Raw genomic sequence first — 22,146 nt, 5'->3', positions numbered from 1 at the left:
AAAAGTACTAATTTTTTGGTAGTCAGGCAAATAAATACTTGAAATTTGCACGTTTTCATTTACAATGTGCACAAAACGGCCCGTTTGTGCAATAATTACTTCTTCTAAACTCATTTTATCTTAAAAAGCTTCAACTGACCCTTGAAAAAATATATACCTTATCTATCAATCTGAAAAAAGTTCGTATATTTGCATATCCGACTATGCAAGAAAACTTCTTGTAGGAGCAGTGACTCTTGTTTCGGAAAAATGTGCCTTGGACAACAAGTGTTTACGGAGGGGATGAGAGAAAACTATTTGGAGCATATTCGAAGGGAATTGTTGGAATAATATGATAGATAGAGTAACGATTGATAAGATTATGGCAGCCACGAACATCGTGGACGTGGTGTCTGAATTTGTGACACTTAAAAAGCGTGGGGTCAATTATGTCGGCCTTTGCCCTTTTCACAATGACACTCATCCTTCGTTCTCTGTTTCGCCCAGTAGAGGAATCTGCCATTGCTTTACCTGCGGGAAGGGCGGCAACGCTGTCAACTTCCTGATGGAATTGGAGCAGATGACTTATCCGGAAGCTTTGAAGTGGCTGGCCAAGAAATACAATATCGAAATCCACGAGAAGGAGTTGACTCCTGAAGAAAAGAAAGCCGAGAGTGAGCGTGAATCGATGTTGATCGTCAACGAATGGGCTTCCAAATATTTTCAGAGCATCTTGCATCAGAACGAAGAGGGTAAGGCTATAGGCTTGGCTTATTTCCGTGACCGCGGCTTCAGGGATGACATGATTCAGACTTTCCAGTTGGGCTTTGCCCTCCCCATGCAGAATGCAATGTCCTCAGAGGCAATCCGAGAGGGCTATAAGTCGGAGTTTCTCAAGAAAACCGGTTTATGCTATGAAAGGAATGACGGTAGCTTGGTCGACCGGTTTGCAGGCCGTGCCATCTTTCCCTGGCTCAGTGTCAGCGGTAAGGTGATCGCCTTCGGGGGGCGTGTCCTCGACAAACGGACGAAAGGTGTCAACCAGAAATACGTCAATTCTCCGGACAGTGAGATCTATCATAAGGAGAGAGAACTCTATGGCATCTTCCAGGCCAAGAAGGCAATAGCGAAAGAGAACTGTGTCTATATGGTCGAAGGTTATACGGATGTCATCAGCATGCATCAAAGTGGAATAGAGAATGTCGTTGCCAATTCAGGTACGGCGCTGAGTATCTATCAGATACGTCTCCTTCATCGCTTTACGAATAATATCGTCTTGCTCTATGACGGTGATGCTGCCGGTATTCATGCTGCTCTTCGGGGGACGGACATGCTGCTGAAGGAGGGAATGAACATCAAGGTGCTGCTTCTCCCTGACGGGAATGATCCTGACAGTTTTGCGAGGAGCCATACCTCATCTGACTTTAAACAGTATGTGCAGGATCATCAGGAAGATTTCATTGAGTTCAAGATCCGTGTCTTGCTCAATGGGGTCACTGACCCTATAAAACGGTCGGAAGCGATCAACTCAATCGTGGAGAGCGTGTCTGTCATTACTGACCAGATCGTCAGGGCTACTTATATCCATCTCTGCTCTGCCAGACTAGGACTGAATGAAGCGACGCTGATCAGACAGATGAACCAGTTTATCCGCAATGGCAAGAGTGAGCGTGAAAAGGCCGAAAGACGAGCTGCCGGACTTGACCAGCATACTACCGTACAAGGACAACAGCCTCAGATTGCGGAACCGGCGACGGAAGTCCAGAAAAAAGAGGTCGAGCAGTTACTGGTGCAGTTGATCATCCGTCATGGAAGTGATAAGATTACCGTCAAGGACCATGACGGAAATGATGTCGTACTGTCGGTGGCCGGATATATAGATGCTGATTTCGGTTCAGACCAACTGACTTTCTCCGCTGATCTCTACAACCAGATTCTCCATGAGTGTGTGTCGCATTTGAAGGACAATAATTTCATAAGTGAGAATTATTTTATCAATCACCCTGATCCGAAGATTAGCCAACTGGCAGCACAGATGTGCACGGATCGTTTTCATCTTTCCGAGAGTTTGAAAATCAAGGATGATCCGGTAAAACTCGCACACGATGTCCTCACATTGACGCTCAATTTCAGACTGGACTATGTCGAGCATCATCTGGAAAATTTGAAGCAGGAGATCATTACGTGCAGTGGTGATGAGGAGCGGATGAAACATTTGATCCAGGATTACCAGAACATGCAGACGATCCGCAATCAGATGGCAAAGATGCTGGGGAGCAATATAATAGTTTGACGGTGATGAGGCTGGTCGTATAGATTAAAGGATTTTAAACAGGTATCTATGAAAGAAGAGATGGCCATCATAGTAATTATATGGACGATAGTATTTATTGTTGCTTTCGTCATCATTCCTGCGTTGAGACGTCACATCGATTCAGGCCGGCCGCTTCATGACTATGATACCGCCTTCAATACCATGCTGGTCAAGATGGCATTGAAGAAATTCAATTGCAAATACAGGATAGAGGATGACAAGGAGCATGACAGCATATTGTACCATTATGACTATCAGACCGGACATTTCTGTATCAGGATAGAAAGGGGATCTCCTTATATCCGCTTGACTTATCCGTTCTTCTTCTCAGTATCTCTGGATCATATCGCATTGGTCCGGAGTTTGAGCAACCAGTGTTCTTTGAGCGCAGGGATGTGCCGGATCGTGTATACCTTGAATACGGATCAGAATCTGATAGACCTGCATATTGTGTCCGGTCTGCTTCTCACCGTCAAGAACGCCATAGAAATCCTAGAGCGGGAGATGCTGGATATGTTTCGCTGGCAGAACACTTTTGTCAAGCGTTTCAGCGAACTTAAGGACGAAATTCAGAAAACGGGATATACGGACCTTGAGAGAAGTTCCGCAGAGTGGGGCAGGGAATTATTCCTTCTTCATGAGCAGGAGATACTGCATCAGAAGTCAGGTCCTTCCTGGAGAGAGGGCGCCGGGGAAAAGATCACGGTAGACAAACTCCTGAACTCTTTGTTCGGAATCAGTCAGTTTGAACCGATCAGCCTGAAGGTATCTGCAGGTAAAACGGAGATACTTGAGGATTCCCAGACCATTCATGACTATGATGTCTGCGGTCTATTGATCAAAGACGGACAACTGGTACGTGACGAGGCATCAATGGAATTGCAGTATGTCGATCTTAGCGGTCCTTATAATCGTACGATGGTGTTTCATTTCAATTCCGAGGATAAAACAGACCGCACCATTTACTATCGTATCACAATGACTTTGATACCACTGTCTGTCAGTCGTCGTGTACCCTTGAGAAGCAAACTGGCAAAGTCGGAGGTCGTAAGTATTCTGGCTGCCTATGACCTTACGTCTCCTAAAGAACGGTTGGCGGAATTCCATTTGATGTGGGAGGATGCTTTGCAGAAACAAAAGAGAGGGCAGGAAAAGGAGATGACAGAAGAGCAGAAACTGATGTGTGAGAGCACTCAACCGAAGTTGGCTTATTTGTTGTTCCGTGGAAAGCGGCTGTTCTTGAATCATTGTTTCTATGAATCGCTGCAGTATCTTCTGGATGCGTTTAATTATGCGCAATCTATTTATGACAATTTGAAGTCCTCCGAGAAAGAGCATTTCTATGAGGTGTGTTATCTGATAGGGTTCTGCTATTGTGAACTCAATCTATACCGTCAGGCTTATTATTATCTGGACATCATCTTCCCGCTCCACAGGGTGACCTATACAGAGGAGTTTGTGAACAGTGTGGTGAATAGCCATGATTTCCGGGCTGTGAGTTTCATAGATACCCTCTTGGAAAATGCAGATAATATCATAGGAACTGACCGTCAAGGCAGTGGAGCAATGAGTTCGTTTGTTAATTTCCTGAAGCGCCGCAAGGCTTATGCCTATATTGACCTGCAACGTTACGATGAAGCCGAGGCGCTGCTGAAGAAAATGCTGGACGACCCTGACAATACTGATTTTGCCATAGGGGAGCTGGCTTATTTGCAGAAGATCAAGGAAGGCGGGAAGTGAGTGGAAACCGGACCTTCCAGATGCATTGTGCGAGGCATAATAGGAGGAAACTTGAGGGGATTGACGAAATAGTGTTATTTTAATCTTGCGTCAGCAGTTATGATATATGTGCATTGGATAGTTATTGTTATTTATATAGTCATCATTGTGGCCACAATGGTGACTGTACTGATGGATAACCGGCAACCGGCAAAGACTATGGCATGGCTTTTGGTGCTGATCTTTTTGCCGGTTATCGGTATTGTCCTGTATTTCTTTTTCGGCCGGAATATCCGGAAGCAACGGTTGATGAGCCAGAGGAGCCTTGATGAATTGTCCAAACGTTCAATGCTGGAATTTGCGGAACAGGAAAACCTGCATATTCCGGAAAGCCAGAAACCGCTGATGAGGCTTTTCGCCAAGCAGAATCTTGCCCTGCCTTTCAAAGACAATATGGTGGATATCTATACTTCCGGCTATGAATTCTTTCCGGCTCTCTTGAGGGAAATAGATAAAGCTCGGGAACATATACACATTGATTCCTTTATTTTCTGTGATGATGCTTTAGGTTATCTGATTGCTGACGCACTGATAGACAAGTCCCGAGAGGGTGTCGAAGTGCGTGTCATCTATGATGATGTAGGTTCCTGGAGTTCTCAAGACCAGTTCTTTGAGCGTATGCGTGATGCCGGCATTGATGTCCACGCTTTCATGCCTGTGAAATTTCCTGCCTTTACAAGTAAGGCGAATTATCGAAATCATAGGAAACTTATCGTCATTGACGGTCGTGTGGGATTCATCGGGGGCATGAACATTGCCTTGAGGTATGTGAAAGGGACGGGCAAGCAAGCTTGGCGGGATACTCATATCCGGATTGAAGGTGGTGGCGTATACGCCATCCAGCGCGATTTCCTAGTGGACTGGTATTTCGTAGACCGGACGCTGCTGACAGACCGGAAATATTATCCGCCCATCAATCCGGCCATTGACAATGACTGTCTCATGCAAGTCGTTTCTTCCAGCCCTACGGATGCGTGGCCAGGAATCATGCAGGGGTATGTGCGCATTATATTACAGGCACGGCGGTATGTGTATATGGAATCACCTTATTTCCTCCCCACAGAACCGGTCTTGTTCGCTATGCGCACTGCTGCATTGGCAGGTGTTAACATCCGTTTGATGATACCCTTCAAGGGGGATTCCAGACTCGTGGATCTGGCGAGCCGGTCTTATGTGGAAGAAGCCGTAGAGGCAGGCGCAAAGGTCTATCTCTATAAATCTGGATTCAACCATTCAAAACTGTTGGTCAGTGATGATTATATTTCTACAGTGGGCAGTACGAATATTGATTTCCGGAGTTTTGAAGATGATTTTGAGTCCAATGCCTTCTTTTACGATGAAGGAATGTCGCTGAGAATAAAAAAGGTGTATTTAGATGATGAAAAGCAATGTATACTTCTGGAGGACTATTATCGTTCCATGAAGCACAGACCTTTTCTCCACCGGTTATGTGAAAGTGTGTTCCGCTTGTTCTCGCCTTTGATGTGAAGGCTGCTCAATCTGTCTCAGAGGTCTTGGTATGCCCCTCAGGCCTCGAAAACAGTTTGGGGGCATGAAGTCTTTGTGACTTGACGTGTTGGGCCAGTCTTTTTAATCCTGAAAGATCTATGAATTGTTTTTGCAATAATAATTCCTTGAAATGTCTTAAACTGACAACCGTGTTGGGATGTGTTTTGGAATTCTTATAGTGTAACATATTAATGTAGCTTTCTACAGATGTGTCTCGGAATATAGTATTATCGTATAGTTATAATAGATATTGTCGTTTTCCTGAAGATCAGGCTCACTGATGCCATCGTAGCATAATCAGGACTTGCACCTTAGGTGTCCTGGGATTGGGACTAGCCTTGGAATGCCGGACTTCATTTGAAGATGGAAAAGTTGACGGCCCCATAGTTCCTATGTTCGATGAAATGTGGATGTTCTGAGAAATCTTGCTTTGCACCATGCTCCAAGATGAATATTCCGTTTTCGGACAACATCTTATTTTCAAAGATCAAGTCCGGAATGGTCGTCAGCTCCGGCAGCATATACGGTGGGTCTGCAAAGATGAAATCGAAAGTCTGGCGATTGCGCTTAATGAACCTGAAGACATCCCCACAGATGAGGATATCCTTGTCACAGCCGATCTTTTCAAAGCATTGTGCTATGAACTTCGCATGTTCGCGCTTGCCTTCCACACTTATTATTTTTTGGCAGCCGCGGCTTGCCAGTTCCAGAGATATGCTTCCTGTTCCGGAAAACAGATCCAGAGCAGTAGTACCATCCAACTCAAGGTAACCCCTGATGACATTGAAGATATTTTCTTTTGCCATATCTGTAGTGGGGCGGGCACTGAATGTCCGGGGAATGTCAAACCGCCGTCCTTTGTAGATTCCGGTAATAATTCTCATATCCGTTTGTTAATATAGTATGATAATAAATCGAATGGAAGTTCTTTTATCTGTGCCACAGGAGCTCTGTTGTAGACTGCTGAGGGATTGATGTGATACACCTTCCGCAGAAACCTTTTGAGTTCTTTGGTCATCTCCTCCCGTTCAGGAATGTTCCCTAGGATGTAGAGTTCGTCTCGTTGTGCATTCAGTTCCAGCTGATTCCAGACATAGAGGAGAAAATAGACGGCATCCTTGAAATGCTTGATGTCGTAGGAGTTATAAAACTTGAAGCGATTCTTATCATAACTGATGATCTCCAATTTCTTGTCATGGAAATAGCCGTAGAGTTTTTTGAATATCCCGGTGAAACTCTCTTCGTGGAGGTGGTTCCAGATCGATTGCATGACGGGTTGGAAGCGCACGTCTTTGTAATGATCATCTATGACAAGTTTCAAGTCCTTGTTGACGGAGAATGCTGCAACGCAGTTCAGGGAGGGCAGGACATTTGTCAGGATAACGTCGTTCTCGTGCCCTGTCAACGTATAGCGATAGAGAGTCTCAACCTCTTCGGCCTTGAATTCCTCTGTAGGGATCAGGAGGCACTGCGAGTCAATCAGGACCATTGCCCGGTCATAATCTCCCTGTAAGATTTCATTGTCCTTGAATGCCTCGCGTAAGTTAGCTGCTATGGAAATGCCGTTTTTCACCGTATAAGGTTCATAGCGAAGATGACTTTCGATAGTCAGGTCCACTACAGAAAATGAAAGGGAATCGTGACAGATGCGAAAGGTCAGTCTCGGTTTCCGTGTGATATGATGAATTTCGGTTTCCGGCATGTTTTGGTTGCGATGTGAAATACTTGAAGAATCCTCTTCTTTTTCCGACAGTATTTTGTACATTTGCACGTGCAAAGATAGCAAAAACTTTTTGTTTTCAGCTTGTTCTGAAAAAATAATCTATACTTTCGGGTATAAAATAGCTCATGATAACAGACGAACTTAAACGTCAAATCTTACTGCATTTCGGATTTACTCCTACTCCTGAGCAGGATAAGGCAATCTCTGTATTATCCCTATTCCTGACTGATCACGATCCCCGGAGTGTCATGATATTCCGGGGTAGTGCAGGAACCGGGAAAACAACGTTGGCAGGTGCTGTCGTGCAGACTCTGCTAGACTTGAATGCCGGTGTCGTACTGATGGCTCCTACAGGTCGTGCTGCGAAAGTTTTTTCTGTCAACAGCGGGCATGCTGCGTATACGGTCCACCGCTGTATCTATCGCGAACAGTCCTATCAGGGCATCTCAGGTACTTTCAATCTTGGATTCAATCGCTATCGGCATACGCTTTTTATGGTCGATGAGGCTTCGATGATCTATCGTCAGGCAGGTTTTTCTGGGACTCAGGTATCTGACAGTAATTTCGGAAGCGGGAGTCTGCTGGATGACCTGATACAGTATGTCTACTCCGCCGGTAGTCATGACCGGTTGATCCTGATCGGTGATCAGGCACAATTGGCGCCGATAGGGGAGGATGAGGCACCGGCATTGAGCGCCTCTGCCATTGAGGCTTATGGCTTGAAAGTTTATCAGTGTGATTTGAATGAGGTCTTGAGGCAGAAGCAAGGGAGTGGCATCCTACGCAATGCTTTGAACATAAGGAAGATGATTCTGGCTATGAGTCCTATGTCCGGAACTCTTGCAATGCCTAAAATCCTTTTTAAAGGTTTTGCGGACGTGTCCCGGATTTCAGGGGAAGATTTTGTGGAACAACTTTCCAGTAGTTATGCTGAGGTGGGGATTGACGAGACCATCGTGATTACAAGAAGTAACAAGAGGGCTAATGCCTATAATCAAGGCATCCGAAATCAGGTGCTGGGGATGGATGATGAACTTTGCAATGGGGATAGGATCATGATCGTGAAAAATAATTATTATTGGATGGCTCAGAAGAAAAAAAATGAGCCTCAGTCCCAAGAATTTCAGGATCAGAGCGCTGACGTCCCTCATGGCATCATGTCCCATCTCAAAAAAGATGAGCCCCAGGTGCAGGGAAATCAGTTGAACTTCTTAGCCAATGGTGATCGTGCGGAAGTAGAACGTGTGCGTCACTTCCGGGACTTGTATGGTTTCCATTTTGCTGATGTAGACCTGAAGTTTCCGGACTATGATGATCAGGACTTGTCGGCGACTGTCATCATGGACAGTCTGACCACAGAGACACCATCACTCGCCAGGGAGCAGTCTGATCAACTCTTTGAGGGTGTTATGGAAGATTATAGGGATGTACCCAGAAAGGCAGATCGGATGAATAAATTACGCGAAGATGCTTATTTCAATGCCCTGCAGGTCAAGTTCGCTTATGCCGTGACTTGTCACAAGGCGCAAGGTGGCCAATGGGACCATGTCTATCTGGACCAGGGGTACATGACTCAAGAGATGATCTCTCCGGCTTACCTTCATTGGCTCTATACGGCAATAACGCGTGCTAAAAAGAAACTTTATTTGATTAATTGGCCTGAATCCCAGACTGCGGATGCTGAAGACAGATAAGTAGTGTCATAAACTTGATTATTGCGGAAGCTGGTGATGAAACTGTATTCCCTTGCTGTTTTGACCGGGGGATGAATGTGGCTTCTGTGACTGTGACGTGAAAAGGCTTAATTACAAAACACAGGATTATGATCGTATCTATTGATTGGATGAGAATGAATTTCCGGTATTTTAACCAGAAGTATTTTGAAGGATTTCTGCCGGATCCTCATTTCGGAATATCACGCTCCAGAACACGTCTGGGTTCAATGACCCTTGCGAAGACCAGACTTGGGGGGAGAATCATTACACATGACTTTACGATAAAGGTGACAACCTATTATGATATGACGGAAAAACAGGCACAAAGTATTGTCCTCCATGAAATGATCCACTATGATATTGCGTATCGGGGACTTCGGGATACTTCGGCACATGGTGTTTTGTTCAGAAAGAAAATGAAAGAATTGAATATGTTGGGCAATTGGGGCATTGATGTAACATCTTCTATAAAGGACTGGAAAGTGGCAGACTGGGTGAAAATGCGCCAGAAAAAGCACCAACTTACGGCATTCGTAATACTCGTGATTCATTTGACTTCGGACAAACTCTTTATTTCTCGTGCAAACCCTAAGTTCGTGAAGTCTCTGGAAAGAAAACTGAATAGTGAGCCGTCAGTGATAGCACACGAATGGTATGTTTCAAATTTAAAAGAATTTGAACAATATCCTCAGGTCAGGAGTTTGCGCGGACGTCAACTTGCAAAGGCTGAACTTCAACGGCTCTTGCCAGGTATGAAGGCTCTTCAATTTGAAAATAAATGACCTTGGTGCATCATTTGTATATATAATAAGGTATCCTGCATAGTCCCTTTCTTTGCTTACAGGTTTTTTCAGAAAGTAATTCGTCTTTGACGTGTCGGCGATTTCCGATTATGCACTGGAAAATTTAAGGTGATCTATCGGAACTCATCGTCATTCAGAGATCATTGCTGTCTGACGATCTTTTTGCATTAAACTTCGGATTTGTTTCTGTAGAGAGGCAGAAAACAATAATCCGGGCACCATACTTATGATGTCCGGATTGTCAGTTCAAATAGGATCTGTCTTTATAGATTGGCGAGATCGATCATCTTGTCGACTGCAGCGGAAAGGCCGTTGGCATCCTTTCCACCTGCCTGAGCATAGTAAGCTTGTCCTCCACCACCACCTTTGATGAGTTTGGCGGCTTCGCGAATCATCTTGCCGGCATTCAGGTTGTGCTCTTTTACCATATCGTCACTGAAAATAGCACTGAGCAGAGGTTTGTCTTCCCTCGTACTGCCAATTACGCAAACGAGTTTTTGAGGCACTGCTGCTCTGATCTGGAATACCAGGTCCTTGGCTCCTTCAGGGCTGAGAGGAACAATTGAGCGAATGACGGTAACACCATTGATCTCTTCTGCAGATTTGATCAAGTCTTTCTTCAGGCGGTTGACGGACTGAGCATTCAACTGCTCAATCTCTTTCTTCATCTTCTCGTGTTCATCAATATACTTTCTCACGACGCTCTCCAGATCTTTTGCATTGTTGAACAGTGACCGGAGCGTGTTGTAATGGTCTTCCATTGAGTAGATGGCTTCTTCGCAAGCCTTGCCCGTAAGAGCTTCTATACGACGTACACCTGCTGCCACACTGCTCTCTGCGATGATCTTGAAGAATCCGATATGACCGGTACTCTTGACATGAATGCCGCCACAGAATTCACAACTGGGACCAAAACGGACAACGCGCACCTTGTCTCCATATTTCTCTCCGAAGAGAGCCACGGCACCGAGTTGCTGCGCTTCTGCGATTGGCGTGTCCCGATGTTCTTCCAATGGCAGATCCTGACGGATCATGTCGTTGACAATATGTTCAACCTTCCGGAGTTCTTCATCGGTGACTTTCTTGAAATGCGAGAAATCAAATCTCAGAGTCTTGTCATCGACATAGGAACCTTTCTGTTCTACGTGTGTTCCAAGTACCTGTTTCAGGGCATAGTCAAGAAGATGGGTGCAACTATGGTTGGCTGCTGAACCTTCACGCTTTTCCAGATCTACACATGCTGTGAAGTCTGCTCTCAAGTCCTTCGGCAGATTGTTGACAATATGAATACTCTGGTTGTTCTCACGCTTTGTATCCAATACTTTAATAGTCTCGGTATCTGAAACAAGCGTTCCGGATTCTCCGACCTGACCACCCATTTCTCCATAAAAAGGTGTGTAGTCGAGCATAAGCTCGTAAAATGTCTTTTTCTTTTGAGTTACTTTCCTGTAACGGGTAATGTGACATTCATATTCACTGTAGTCATAACCTACAAATTGCTGTTGGACGCCTTCTCTTAAAACTTCCCAGTCGCCATTTTCAACGGCAGCAGCATTTCGTGCTCTGGCTTTCTGCTTTTCCATCTCATTATCGAAGCCTTTGACGTCCACAGTATAACCGTTTTCCCTGCAGATCAACTCTGTCAGGTCAAGAGGGAAACCATAGGTATCGAACAGGCGGAAAGCACTTTCTCCGTCCAGTGTAGTCTTCTCGTGTGCTTTCAGTTCGTCCATGTCGCCGTCCAAGAGTTGAATACCTTTGTCAAGAGTGCGCAGGAACGAATCCTCTTCCTCTTTCATTACACGGGTGATCAATTCTTGTTGAGCAGGAAGTTCAGGATAAGCTTCGCCCATCTCCTGAATGAGGACGGGGACCAACTTATACATAAATGCATCCTTCTGATTCAGGAATGTGTAAGCATAGCGTACGGCGCGACGGAGAATACGGCGGATGACATATCCTGCCTTGGCATTCCCTGGTAACTGACCGTCAGCAATTGAAAAAGCGACTGCACGGACGTGGTCTGCGATCACACGGAAAGCAATGTCAACTCTTTCCTGTTCTGTAGCTCCTTCTCCATTTGCGCCTGAAGGAGAAGTAAATCCATATTTCTTGTGTGAAAGACTTTCTATTTCCTGAATGATGGGTTGGAAAATATCAGTATCATAGTTGGAGTGTTTGTCCTGCATGATCCTGACGAGTCGTTCAAAGCCCATACCCGTATCGATGACGTGCATAGGCAGCGGTTCAAGGCTACCGTCAGCTTTCCGGTTATATTGCATAAACACAATATTCCAGATCTCGATGACTTGTGGGTCGTCCTTATTGACCATATTCCTTCCGGGAACCTTGGCCTTTTCTTCTGCTGAACGTTCATCAATATGAATTTCAGAGCAAGGGCCACAAGGACCTGTGTCACCCATTTCCCAGAAATTATCATGCTTGTTGCCATTGATGATATGGTCGGCTGATACATGCTTGGACCAATAGCCCGCAGCCTCATCATCTCTGCTCAGGCCCTCTTTCTGATCACCTTCGAAGACGGTGACATAGAGGTCATCAGGATTCATATGAAGGACGCCTACAAGGTATTCCCAGGCGTAATCGATAGCGCCCTGTTTGAAATAATCACCAAAACTCCAATTGCCGAGCATTTCAAACATAGTGTGATGGTAGGTATCATGTCCTACTTCTTCAAGGTCATTATGCTTGCCACTAACACGAAGACATTTCTGAGAGTCACAACGGCGTCGTGGTTCCGGATCCTTCGTTCCTAAAATGATGTCCTTCCACTGGTTCATTCCGGCATTAGTGAACATTAGAGTGGGGTCATCCTTGATGACCATAGGAGCTGATGGTACGATAACGTGTCCCTTGGACTCGAAAAATTTTTTGAAGGAGTCACGGATCTCATTTGCTGTCATCATAGTTTTATTTCTTTTTAATTGATTCTTTTCGAAAAACACTTGCAAAGATACAAAGATTTAGCTAATTTTGCCATTAAAATCTGTTTTGTTTAATAAAAAGGCTGTTAATATGGCGCTAAATCCGAATAAAGATGTCAGGCTTTACTATTCCATCAAGGAGGTAGCGAAGGAAGTGGGAGTAAATGAATCTACCCTGCGTTTTTGGGAAAAAGAATTTCCTCATCTCCGGCCGAAGGTGACAGGGAACAAGGTGCGCCAATATACGGAGAAAGATATAGACCAGGTCAAGGTCATTTATAATCTGATTAAAGTCCGTGGCTTGAAAATCGCCGCTGCTCGGAAATACTTGAATGAAAACAGAAGTGGAGTCAATAAGCAGAATGAAGTTTTGGAAACGTTGATGTCAGTAAGAGAACAATTGATCTCTCTGAAAAAACAGTTGAATGGAATCGTTTAGTCAAAGTTTATTGCACTATATTTACTCCGATTAAAGTAAATATTTTTGGGCCAAAGCTTTTAGAGGGAAGTATTTAATTCATACTTTACATTTCATTCGGTATTGATGATTGTGAAAAAGCATCATAGCGTGTTTCATTAGTTGTTATCATAAACTTTGTCGTGAATTTAAGTATTAAAGTTTATCGTATCGGATTACCATGATTAGGTGATACATAAGTTGTGTCCTTATATAATGAAATTTTTCCTTTATGAACAGAAATATTTGGTAATCAACAGATGTATGCTGAAACTAATTGTAAACTTATATTCTGAGATAGTTATATTCTCAGTAATGTGGTTCTACATTAAGGACATTGTAAGCCTGCTGGTTCAAGTAGAGTAAAACGATCTAGTATTCGCCAGCAGGCATTTTTTTCAAATGAGTACTATTTTCCTTTAACTAATATGAGATTATGAAAAAGTAATGGCTCTATTCCTTTATCAATACCCTGGGTTTTGATCTTTTTCAGTGATGCCAGTATTGGAACTGATCTCATTCTCTGGAATAGGTCTATACCATTTGTATTCTCCTTCTTTATTTGCCATTTGACTTGCTGAACCAATGCTTGGATTGAATTCTACGTTATATCTAATGAGTTGTTTCGTACGGCGCAAATCTATCCAGCGTTTCCCTTCTGCATAAAGTTCACGTGCCCTTTCATCTAATATGACATCTAATGGTGTCAGATGAAAAGATGAACTAATAGAGTAAGATGGCTGGTAGGCTGTGAAAGAATTCAGAGTTGATAGACCTGCTCGTTCACGGACTTCGTTTACTTTATCAAGAGATTGAGTTGTCTGTCCTGCCATCAGATAGGCTTCTGCAGCAACAAGATACATGTCACTGACATGGAAGACAACAATGTCACGGTAATCATTATCTTTTGTCAATTGTGCAGAATTTGGATCATCGAATTTTTTCACACAGACTCCATTATTGACCTGATTGTTGTATGTCGTGAGATCTTGATAGACCTTTGAAGCTACAGAACCGTCTGCATTAAAAGTATAATGTACGATGTTTGGTAAAGAAAGTATGTCTGCTGAAACGGTATTGGCATCTACATCCTTTCTGAAACGGTATTGATTTTTATGAGTTTCAAATTCCTTTTCCGCCTCTGCTTCCGTAATATAATAAGGAAAATAACGGTGAGCAATTGTGAGCGTGTCTCGCTTAGTAGAATTATAATAGGCAAAATAGCCTTGTGTGCCCCAATTAGCTGTTTTTCCATTAGCCATCAATGTTGCATTGTACATAGTTGTCATGTATGTACCTTCATACCTTTTATCCCCGGGACTGAAAAGATACATGCTCTTTTCTGATTGGGCATCTACACTGCTACAGGTTTTCATCCCAAGTGTTGTACAATCGCCATAGTAGCCTCCGAAGTTATATTGCATATTGTGACCACCATCTGATACATCTCCAGGATAACTAGCTCTGTCGTATTGAACTGAAAAAATCTCTTCTGAATTACCTTCATTTTCGGGTGCCCATTTTTTATCAAAGTCCATCGTCAAGGAAATTCCATCGATTGCTTTTTCTGCCCAAGCTGCTGCTGATATAAAATCTTTAGTATCTTTTACGGTATAGGTACCCTCCTGTGCATCATTTAAAGTGGTATTGATGTCCCATCCATTTGCCAGATATGTTTTGGCTAAAAGGGCTGCTACTGCTTGTTTACTGGCATGGCCTAAGTGATTTTGTTCAGGGAGGGTAGAGTTATTGTAAAGGTCTGTTAGATCTTTGATCATTGAAGAGTAAATCGTACTTAACGATGTTTTGGGATAGTTTTTATTGGAACCTTCGTCAATGTATTTTGTTATATAAGGAACAGAGCCGAATTCTTGTGTTAAAAGATAGTAGCCGAAATTGCGTAGAAAACGGGCTTCACAACCTGTTTCAGATGTTGAATCTGTATAAGAGAGTACCCCATTGGCATAATTTATTGTCTGATAGACATCAGAGTAATAGCTGGAAACGGTATTATCTTCTGGTGTAAGAGTATATTCATTATACACACCGGCATCTTTACCTCTGGTATTTATATACAAATCAGTGCCTTCACAATATAGGCTAGGGTTATATACGATATTTTTCAAACTGTTATAGGTTGAAACGAGAAGATACGAAACATTCTTATTAAAATGATCGGATGCAGTCCCGCCCGCAGATTTGTTGTTTGCATCTAAGAAATCACTGCAGCTTGTTAGTGTCATAATAATTGCAAATATAGCAATTAGTGTTGTATATATATTCTTTTTCATTGTCTTATTCGTTTTTGGTTCAGAATCTGATACTTGCTCCAATTTGATATGTTACAGTGCTTGGACCATCATTTTTCATAGAAGTATTAGCCCATTCAGGATCAAATCCTTTGTAAGGCGTAATAATGAATGGATCGGTGACAGTAAAGTAGAGTCTCAAATAATTGCATCCGAATTTATTGATCCAGCTCTTGGGGAAGGTATATCCTAAAGTAATATTCTGTACTTTCCAATATGAAGCACTTGTGACACATTTGGCAACATCCCAGTAAGAAGACTCTAGTCCAACACCGCCATTCTTTCCCCCATTATTAGGGAATGGCAATGTTCCATAATGTGTAGAGGTCTGGAATATAGGATTGATATATTTTCCATCGGCATCGATACCGTCACAGTCAAGTAATGCACCGGCAGGAATATAAAAGTTCCCATTGATTTTCATGCGGCCACGGTCTTTCAAATTTAGATATTCACCTAAGAAATCAGAGAAAACGGTATAGTGCTCTTTTGCATAGATGGAAAAGTTGAAGTCCCAGTTTTTCCACTTGAGGTTTGAGGTCAGACTGGCAGTAAATGCAGGGTCCATGCTCCTTACAATACGGTCTTGATTATTGATCTTGCCATCCCCGTTTTCATCTATGACATAAGGCTGGCCTTCCGTTAAGCCGTATACTTTGTAATAATAATCATTTTGCTTCATGGTTGTCCCTGGTGTTAGCCCTGCTTTTGTAGCTGCAGTGTTGTCAGGAACTTTCATGTCTTTATCTGATACGATGCCACCGAATTGATAAGCATAGACATTGTCAACTGGTTTGCCTACAAATAGGCTTCCTGTTGTGATGTCAGAACTGATTGCCTCATCCCCTGTGCCGTTTATTTCCAACACCTTATTTTTGTTATGGGCGAAATTAAGGGTGGTTTCCCAATGCCAATCGTTATTCGCAACATTGACGGTGGTAAGGGATATTTCAACACCTTGGTTTCGGACAGATCCAATATTAGTTACCATTGTCCCCCCACCAGATTCAAGGGGTAATGAAACAGGATAGAGAAGATCTTTTGAAGTTTTACGATAGATATCTAAGGTTCCATAGATGCGATTGTTGAGAAAACCAAAGTCTAGGCCTAAATTGTATTCTGTTGATTTCTCCCATTTCAAATTTGGATTTACTATGCCTGAAGGGTAGAAACCAGGATAGTAAACACTTCCAAAAGGATAATAGATTGGACCTTCCAAAACTTGTTGAGTCGCATAGTCACCGATACCGTCGTTATTTCCTGTCATACCAAAGGCAAAACGTAACTTTAAGTTGCTCAGCCATTCTTTTGAACTTTTCATCCATGGCTCTTCTGTGATTCTCCAAGCAACTGCAGCAGAAGGAAAACATCCCCAGCGATTTCCTTTTGCAAACTTAGAGGAACCATCCCATCGAATAGTACCTGTAAAGAGATATCGGTCTTTATAACTATAATTTGCACGGAGAGCATATGAAATCATGCTATTCTCAGTGTAGGAATTATAGGAGTTCTTTGCATCGTATGTACCTGAATTGAGATTCCACCAATCCGTGTTTTCCATTACATCCGTTGCATCCCAATATTCTTTGGTCGTATTCCCGGACTGCATCGAAAATAATCCCATGAGGCTAAGTCTGTGAATGTCTCGAAATGTAGTTGTATAATTAATGACGTTATCCCAAGTCCATGAAAAGCTACGATACGTCTGTAAGTTTGCTTCATTGTCAACAAGACCATCTTGATTTGCATCTGCGTATGTGCCGTCATCATATGCCGTTCCAGTGACAGGGTTTATATTACCTCCAAAGAATCCTTCTCTATAATGAGTGTAATTCGGTGAGAAGGTCGTCTTGAATGTCAATCCTTTCAACAAATTTAAATTTAAGTATACATTACCAAGAAGACGCCATGTCTCACGTTTTTTGGTGGTGCTTTTCATTACATCAAGAGGATTTAACTGGTCTGTAAATTGATAGGAGTCTGTGCCCAGAGCTGCATAGTTTCCTGGTTTGTGATTAACATTTCCATTAGCGTCATATGGAACCATATACGGATTCATGCGGTAAGCGTATTGAATGGCATCATCATTAGCATAACCGTTGTTGATTTTTGCAAGATTAATGTTGAAACCTGCGCTTAGAACCTTATTGATGTGAGCATCCAGACTCCCCTTGAAATTGATCTGTTCCTGATGATCCTCTTTATAGATGCCATCTTCTTTATTATATCCTAATCCAAAATGATATTGCATATTATTGCTACCCCCATTTAATGCGAGGAAGTGATTTTGCTGGCTCCCATTTCTTGTTACAATGCCAGGCCAGTCGTAGGTGTTGCCATTACTTTTCATCTGTTTCATAATATATTCTCCAGATCCTGTACTCTGCCTAAGTAAAGCCCTTTCCAAATCTACACTACTCATCTGGTATGCAGGACTGGCTAAATTCTCCTGGTCTCCACTATAAGTGAGAAATTTTAGAAAACGATATTCGTAAAAATCTTCTCCTCCCATGAAATCCGGCATTCTTGCTACATGAGACCAACCGTAATAACCATCGTAGCTGATGCTAGGTTTTTGAACTTTTGAAACACTGGAACCACTTTTTGTGGTGACAATGATTACACCAGCTGTGGCACGTGATCCATAGATGGCAGTAGATGAGGCATCTTTTAGTACATCAATACGTTCTATGTCCTGAGGATTCAGAAAATTGATATCACTGCACATTACACCATCTACAACGTATAGAGGGCTCGTGGAAGAGTTGATGGAGGACTTTCCTCGTATTTCAATATTGAAATTATCACCGATTCTACTGGATGTCTGCGTGATATTTACACCGGGGTTAGCACCTTGCAGGTCACCCATAACATTGGATGCACCCTTGGAGTTTAACTGTGTGGTATTTACGGAAGAAATGGAGCCAGTCAAGTCACTTTTCTTCATCGTGCCATAGCCAACAACGACAACTTCATTTAAGGTCTTGTTGTTTTCAGACATTACAATGTTTAGATGAGATGAAGTTCCGATAATTGTAGAGTAGGTTTTGTAACCAATGTAACTTACCTTTAATTTTGAAGAGGGCTTGGCATTTGGTATGCTGAAATTGCCATCAATGTCAGAAATAGCTATAGCTTTTCCGTCTACTGATATACTTACGCCGATTAAAGGATCTCCATTGGAGTCTTTCACACTTCCTGTAAGGTTTTGTTGTGCTTTTGCAGCAAGACAAGCTAGACTTAGGCACAGAGTTAACATAATAACTCTTTTGACTTGCAGATAAATAAATGATTGTTTTAGTTGATGATTCATAGATTTTGTTTTTTGATATTAGAAAAGTTACAAAATAGTTTAAATAAGGTCATTAAGATTGCTTTCTCAGTTCTGAATCGAACTTATTGGTCTAAATGTGCGTTCACGATATTTTAGCAAAAATATGAAATATATCTTAAATGTTATGTGGAAAAAAGAATGTTTTATATAATATTAACCTATCGTATGCTTTGGGAAGTCTTAAAATGATACTGAATTAATTCCTGATAAATAGTTGTTTGCTTTCGTATAATGGATGAGAGTTACTCTCCCTGATTCCCTTCGATGGCTTTCCCTTGTTCGTTTAATTCAGAGTCATCCCTTTTCTATTTGAATTTAAGTTTACTGTTGAGTTTCCTGAATAATATGAGAGAACATGGGCGCAAGATGTTTTGTTCTCAAGGGGAAACTGAAAAAACAGAACGGTTGTGCTGGTGCAGAAGATAGATTACGACTCTTTCAAGTTGTGTGTTTTTTCTTTATTCTCTTCCTTGGTAAATAGTTTTGTAATTAAATGCAGGGAAGGTGTCGTCATGAAAGTGGTAAAAAGCGCCATGATAACCAAAATCGCAAAAAGAGGTTGGGACAGAATGCCCATTTCATAACCGATATTCAAAGCAACTAATTCCATGAGCCCTCTCGTGTTCATGAGTATACCTATCGTCAAACTGTCATGCCACGTTTCTCCTACTAATCTGGCTGATGTCGCACAACCTCCGAATTTCCCTATTATGGCAAGGATAATGAAAAGGATGCAGGTCAGAACCATCGACCAATTGTTGATGAGCAATATATTGGTGTTCAATCCGGTGTAGGCGAAGAATAAGGGCAGAAAGAATGCTAATGTGACATCTTCAACCTTATCCTTCATGATATGCCTGAATTGATGATCGGACGGCATGATTACTCCTGCTATAAAAGCTCCGAATAGGGCGTGGATGCCGATCATTTGGGTAAAGGTAGCTGATAATAAAAGACCTAATGAGGCCAAACTGATAAAGTACTTGTCTATGATGCCTTTTTTACTATAGTAAGTTCCTATCTTTTTGAGGAGCGGACGGGCAATAAAGAACATAAAGAGAATGTAAAGGATCGTGCAGGCTACGGCAAATAAAGAACTCGTAATGGTCCCTGCTTGTGCTATTGCAATCACGATGGCCAGAAGACACCATGCCGTCACATCGTCATTAGCTGCGGAAGCTATTGCCAATACCCCTAAGGGCGTATAATCCAGTTTCCGTTCCTGAATGATTCGTGCCAGTACCGGGAAGGCTGTGATACTCATGGAGATACCGATGAACAGTGCAAAAGGAATAAATGCCGTATGGGCTGGCGCATATTCTTTATAGGCAAAGATTGCAGCGAGAATACCTAACAGAAAGGGGGCAAAAATTCCTGCATGACTGATGACAAGTGTCTCGTTGATCTTTTTCTTTAAAATTTTGAAGTCGACTTCCAGTCCGATGACGAACATATACAAGATTAAGCCAATCTGACTGAGTAGTTGGATATTGACGAGAGAATCTTTAGTGAAAATGGTATGGAAAGCATTTGGGAAGAAATGGCCTAGGAACGAGGGACCGAGAATGATTCCAGCTACGATTTCTCCTATGACACTCGGTTGTCCGATCTTATTGAACAGAAAAGAGAATATTCGACTTGCAAAGAGGATGACGATGATCTGGATAAGTAATTTCATTACAGATGTCCCCAGATTCTCCTTCAATGTCAAAATAAAGGTTGCGAATGACGAGGTATTAGATCGGAGTGTTTCATTAGACGGGTGCAGAGATATGCCACTTTTTAATCCTATAAATATGAGGATCCCAAAGGCAAGTAACATAATGATATAAATCAAGAAATCTTTTTCGTTCTTTGTCATATATAGGAGTAGTAAAAGATAATCAACAACAAAGGTACTATTAAATTTTTAAAGAAAAGAAGCACCGAAAGTAAAATTATCAAAATTTCTTAAGTATGTTGGGGGATTGATTCTTAAAGTTCGTTGGTAAATGTGCTTGCTTGGAAGTTGATTATTGTCTATCTGATCAATATTGTTTATGATTGCCTGGAGATTGTGCAGCTTGTTTTAGAGGGCTAGAAAAGGCGGCTGAGGGGACGTGTCAGGATAGACCCGATGGTATTCTGCAGTTTTTCTTATTTTGTGGGGTTCCATGTCGAACTCAATGTGAAAATCTTCTGTGGCGTGATTTGTCTTGCTTCCTTTTGAGTAAGTTGATGGCTCCAGGATACCCTGTGGGTGATGTCTGCTCCAGTGCCGGTATTACCAAATTCGAAATATCTGGCAGTTTCTTCATTTGCAGCATTTCCCCAGTTCCACCAGCCTTCAGGTCTGATCTGAGGACCGAAATCACAATGGATGAACAGCGTATAGGCGTAGGGCCTCCAAGGGCGTCCCAGGTAGACCTTCGTAACTTCTGGTGCAGCAACGAGTTTACAATGGTTGAAAATATAGCCGTATGTTTGCGATCGTGGGGTAGATGCAGCAGTGATATAACTGTTGCTCTTGCAATAGAGCGTGCAACCTTCAAACCATGCAATACTTGGACCGAAGATGAAATCAGTCGTCCCTTCGATATAGCAGTCTTTGAAAAACAGACGTGTTCCTGCAGTTCCTGTATAGACTGTGTCCTGATTCCCCAAGAAACGGCAATGGACGAATTTCAGGCAATCCCCTTCCGTATGAAGACACACCGCCTGCCCAAGTCTTGCCGCATTATTTTCTATCGTGAGATTTTTCAATGTGATATGATTCCCCTCAATTTTCAGAGTATAGGTACGGAAAGTGCCAATAGGGCGATCAGTCCCAGGGAGTTTGATGTTTGCATGATCGTCCCAAGTAATGATGGTCTTGTCCCGGTCTTCCCCGCAGATCTCTATATTCTCCAGCCATGAAGGCAGAATGAGTTTTTCTTTATAGATACCCTTCTTGACATAGATAACTTTATGGTATTCCATGAATGCGCGGCAAACCTCGATAGCGTCATCAATAGCCCTGAACTCTCCGGTGCCGTCACGAGCGACAAATAAGGTGTCGGGATTATCATATTTGTTTTTTGCCTCGAAGGGGAGGGCAATAAGAAAAAGGCATAAAATAAGAATTGTTTTTTTCATGATGGTAGTTTGTTTTTCTTGGACTTCTGGCGACTTATCGGAAATGGGATTCATCCTGTCCGTCTAGAGAAATTGGGGGAGGACTTGAAATGTTTCAAGTCCATCATAGTGCTCTTATATCACTTACCATTTCAGGTTATTTCGGTGTATTCTTTCTCTTAAGGT

At 42.5% G+C, this 22,146-nt stretch carries 12 protein-coding genes and 1 pseudogene; 6 read left to right on the top strand and 7 right to left on the bottom strand.

The features are described from left to right. Positions 1 to 331 precede the first annotated feature (331 nt). The 3 genes from dnaG (at position 332) to cls (ending at position 5,560) form a co-directional block, all read left to right on the top strand. Positions 332 to 2,272, top strand: coding sequence for a DNA primase (gene dnaG / locus NG821_RS00325; protein WP_252759665.1), 1,941 nt, complete (start codon positions 332 to 334; stop codon positions 2,270 to 2,272). 48 nt (positions 2,273 to 2,320) lie between these two features. Next, positions 2,321 to 4,033: a hypothetical protein gene (locus NG821_RS00320; protein WP_252759664.1), complete on the top strand. Its 1,713-nt coding sequence runs from the start codon at positions 2,321 to 2,323 to the stop codon at positions 4,031 to 4,033. Positions 4,034 to 4,132: 99 nt separating this feature from the next. After that, the gene (gene cls / locus NG821_RS00315; RefSeq protein WP_252759663.1) at positions 4,133 to 5,560 is read left to right on the top strand and encodes a cardiolipin synthase; all 1,428 of its coding nucleotides are present in this window, start codon (positions 4,133 to 4,135) and stop codon (positions 5,558 to 5,560) included. A 374-nt stretch (positions 5,561 to 5,934) separates the two neighbouring features. Here the strand turns inward: cls and NG821_RS00310 are convergent, their stop codons facing one another. Together NG821_RS00310 and NG821_RS00305 are read right to left on the bottom strand one after the other, a co-directional pair. Continuing rightward, positions 5,935 to 6,465, bottom strand: a complete 531-nt coding sequence (locus tag NG821_RS00310; protein ID WP_252759662.1) for an RsmD family RNA methyltransferase — start codon at positions 6,463 to 6,465, stop codon at positions 5,935 to 5,937. After that, positions 6,462 to 7,283 (bottom strand): DUF3822 family protein, encoded by an 822-nt coding sequence (locus tag NG821_RS00305; protein ID WP_252759661.1) that lies wholly within the window; start codon positions 7,281 to 7,283, stop codon positions 6,462 to 6,464. Before NG821_RS00305 ends, NG821_RS00310 begins: the two co-directional genes overlap by 4 nt. Before the next feature lie 146 nt (positions 7,284 to 7,429). Between NG821_RS00305 and NG821_RS00300 the strand changes: the two genes are divergently transcribed. After that, on the top strand, positions 7,430 to 8,998 hold the full coding sequence (locus NG821_RS00300; protein ID WP_252759660.1) for an ATP-dependent DNA helicase: 1,569 nt from the start codon (positions 7,430 to 7,432) through the stop codon (positions 8,996 to 8,998). A 128-nt stretch (positions 8,999 to 9,126) separates the two neighbouring features. Then, the gene (locus tag NG821_RS00295) at positions 9,127 to 9,801 is read left to right on the top strand and encodes a SprT-like domain-containing protein (protein WP_252759659.1); all 675 of its coding nucleotides are present in this window, start codon (positions 9,127 to 9,129) and stop codon (positions 9,799 to 9,801) included. Between the two features lie 284 nt (positions 9,802 to 10,085). On the opposite strand, the gene alaS is transcribed toward NG821_RS00295, so the two are convergent. Further along, positions 10,086 to 12,749 (bottom strand): alanine--tRNA ligase, encoded by a 2,664-nt coding sequence (gene alaS, locus NG821_RS00290; protein WP_252759658.1) that lies wholly within the window; start codon positions 12,747 to 12,749, stop codon positions 10,086 to 10,088. Between the two features lie 109 nt (positions 12,750 to 12,858). On the opposite strand from alaS, the gene NG821_RS00285 reads away from it, so the two are divergent. After that, a complete protein-coding gene (locus NG821_RS00285) occupies positions 12,859 to 13,206 on the top strand; it encodes a MerR family transcriptional regulator (protein WP_252759657.1) in 348 nt (115 codons plus the stop codon). Positions 13,207 to 13,688: 482 nt separating this feature from the next. On the opposite strand, the gene NG821_RS00280 is transcribed toward NG821_RS00285, so the two are convergent. From NG821_RS00280 to NG821_RS00265, 4 genes and pseudogenes are all read right to left on the bottom strand, one after another. Further along, entirely contained in the window at positions 13,689 to 15,515 is a 1,827-nt protein-coding gene (locus NG821_RS00280; protein ID WP_252759656.1) for a RagB/SusD family nutrient uptake outer membrane protein, read from the bottom strand. Positions 15,516 to 15,534: 19 nt separating this feature from the next. Then, a complete protein-coding gene (locus NG821_RS00275) occupies positions 15,535 to 18,846 on the bottom strand; it encodes a SusC/RagA family TonB-linked outer membrane protein (RefSeq protein WP_252759655.1) in 3,312 nt (1,103 codons plus the stop codon). A 478-nt stretch (positions 18,847 to 19,324) separates the two neighbouring features. Next, positions 19,325 to 20,728: pseudogene (locus NG821_RS00270) on the bottom strand (cation:proton antiporter); the annotation flags it as partial. A gap of 275 nt (positions 20,729 to 21,003) precedes the next feature. After that, positions 21,004 to 21,981, bottom strand: coding sequence for a pectinesterase family protein (locus tag NG821_RS00265; RefSeq protein WP_252759654.1), 978 nt, complete (start codon positions 21,979 to 21,981; stop codon positions 21,004 to 21,006). Positions 21,982 to 22,146 lie beyond the last annotated feature (165 nt).

This window comes from Segatella cerevisiae (assembly GCF_024054555.1).
Lineage (GTDB): Bacteria > Bacteroidota > Bacteroidia > Bacteroidales > Bacteroidaceae > Prevotella > Prevotella cerevisiae.
Note: the sequence above shows the minus strand (reverse complement) of the source record. Positions and strands in the feature narration are given on the sequence as shown.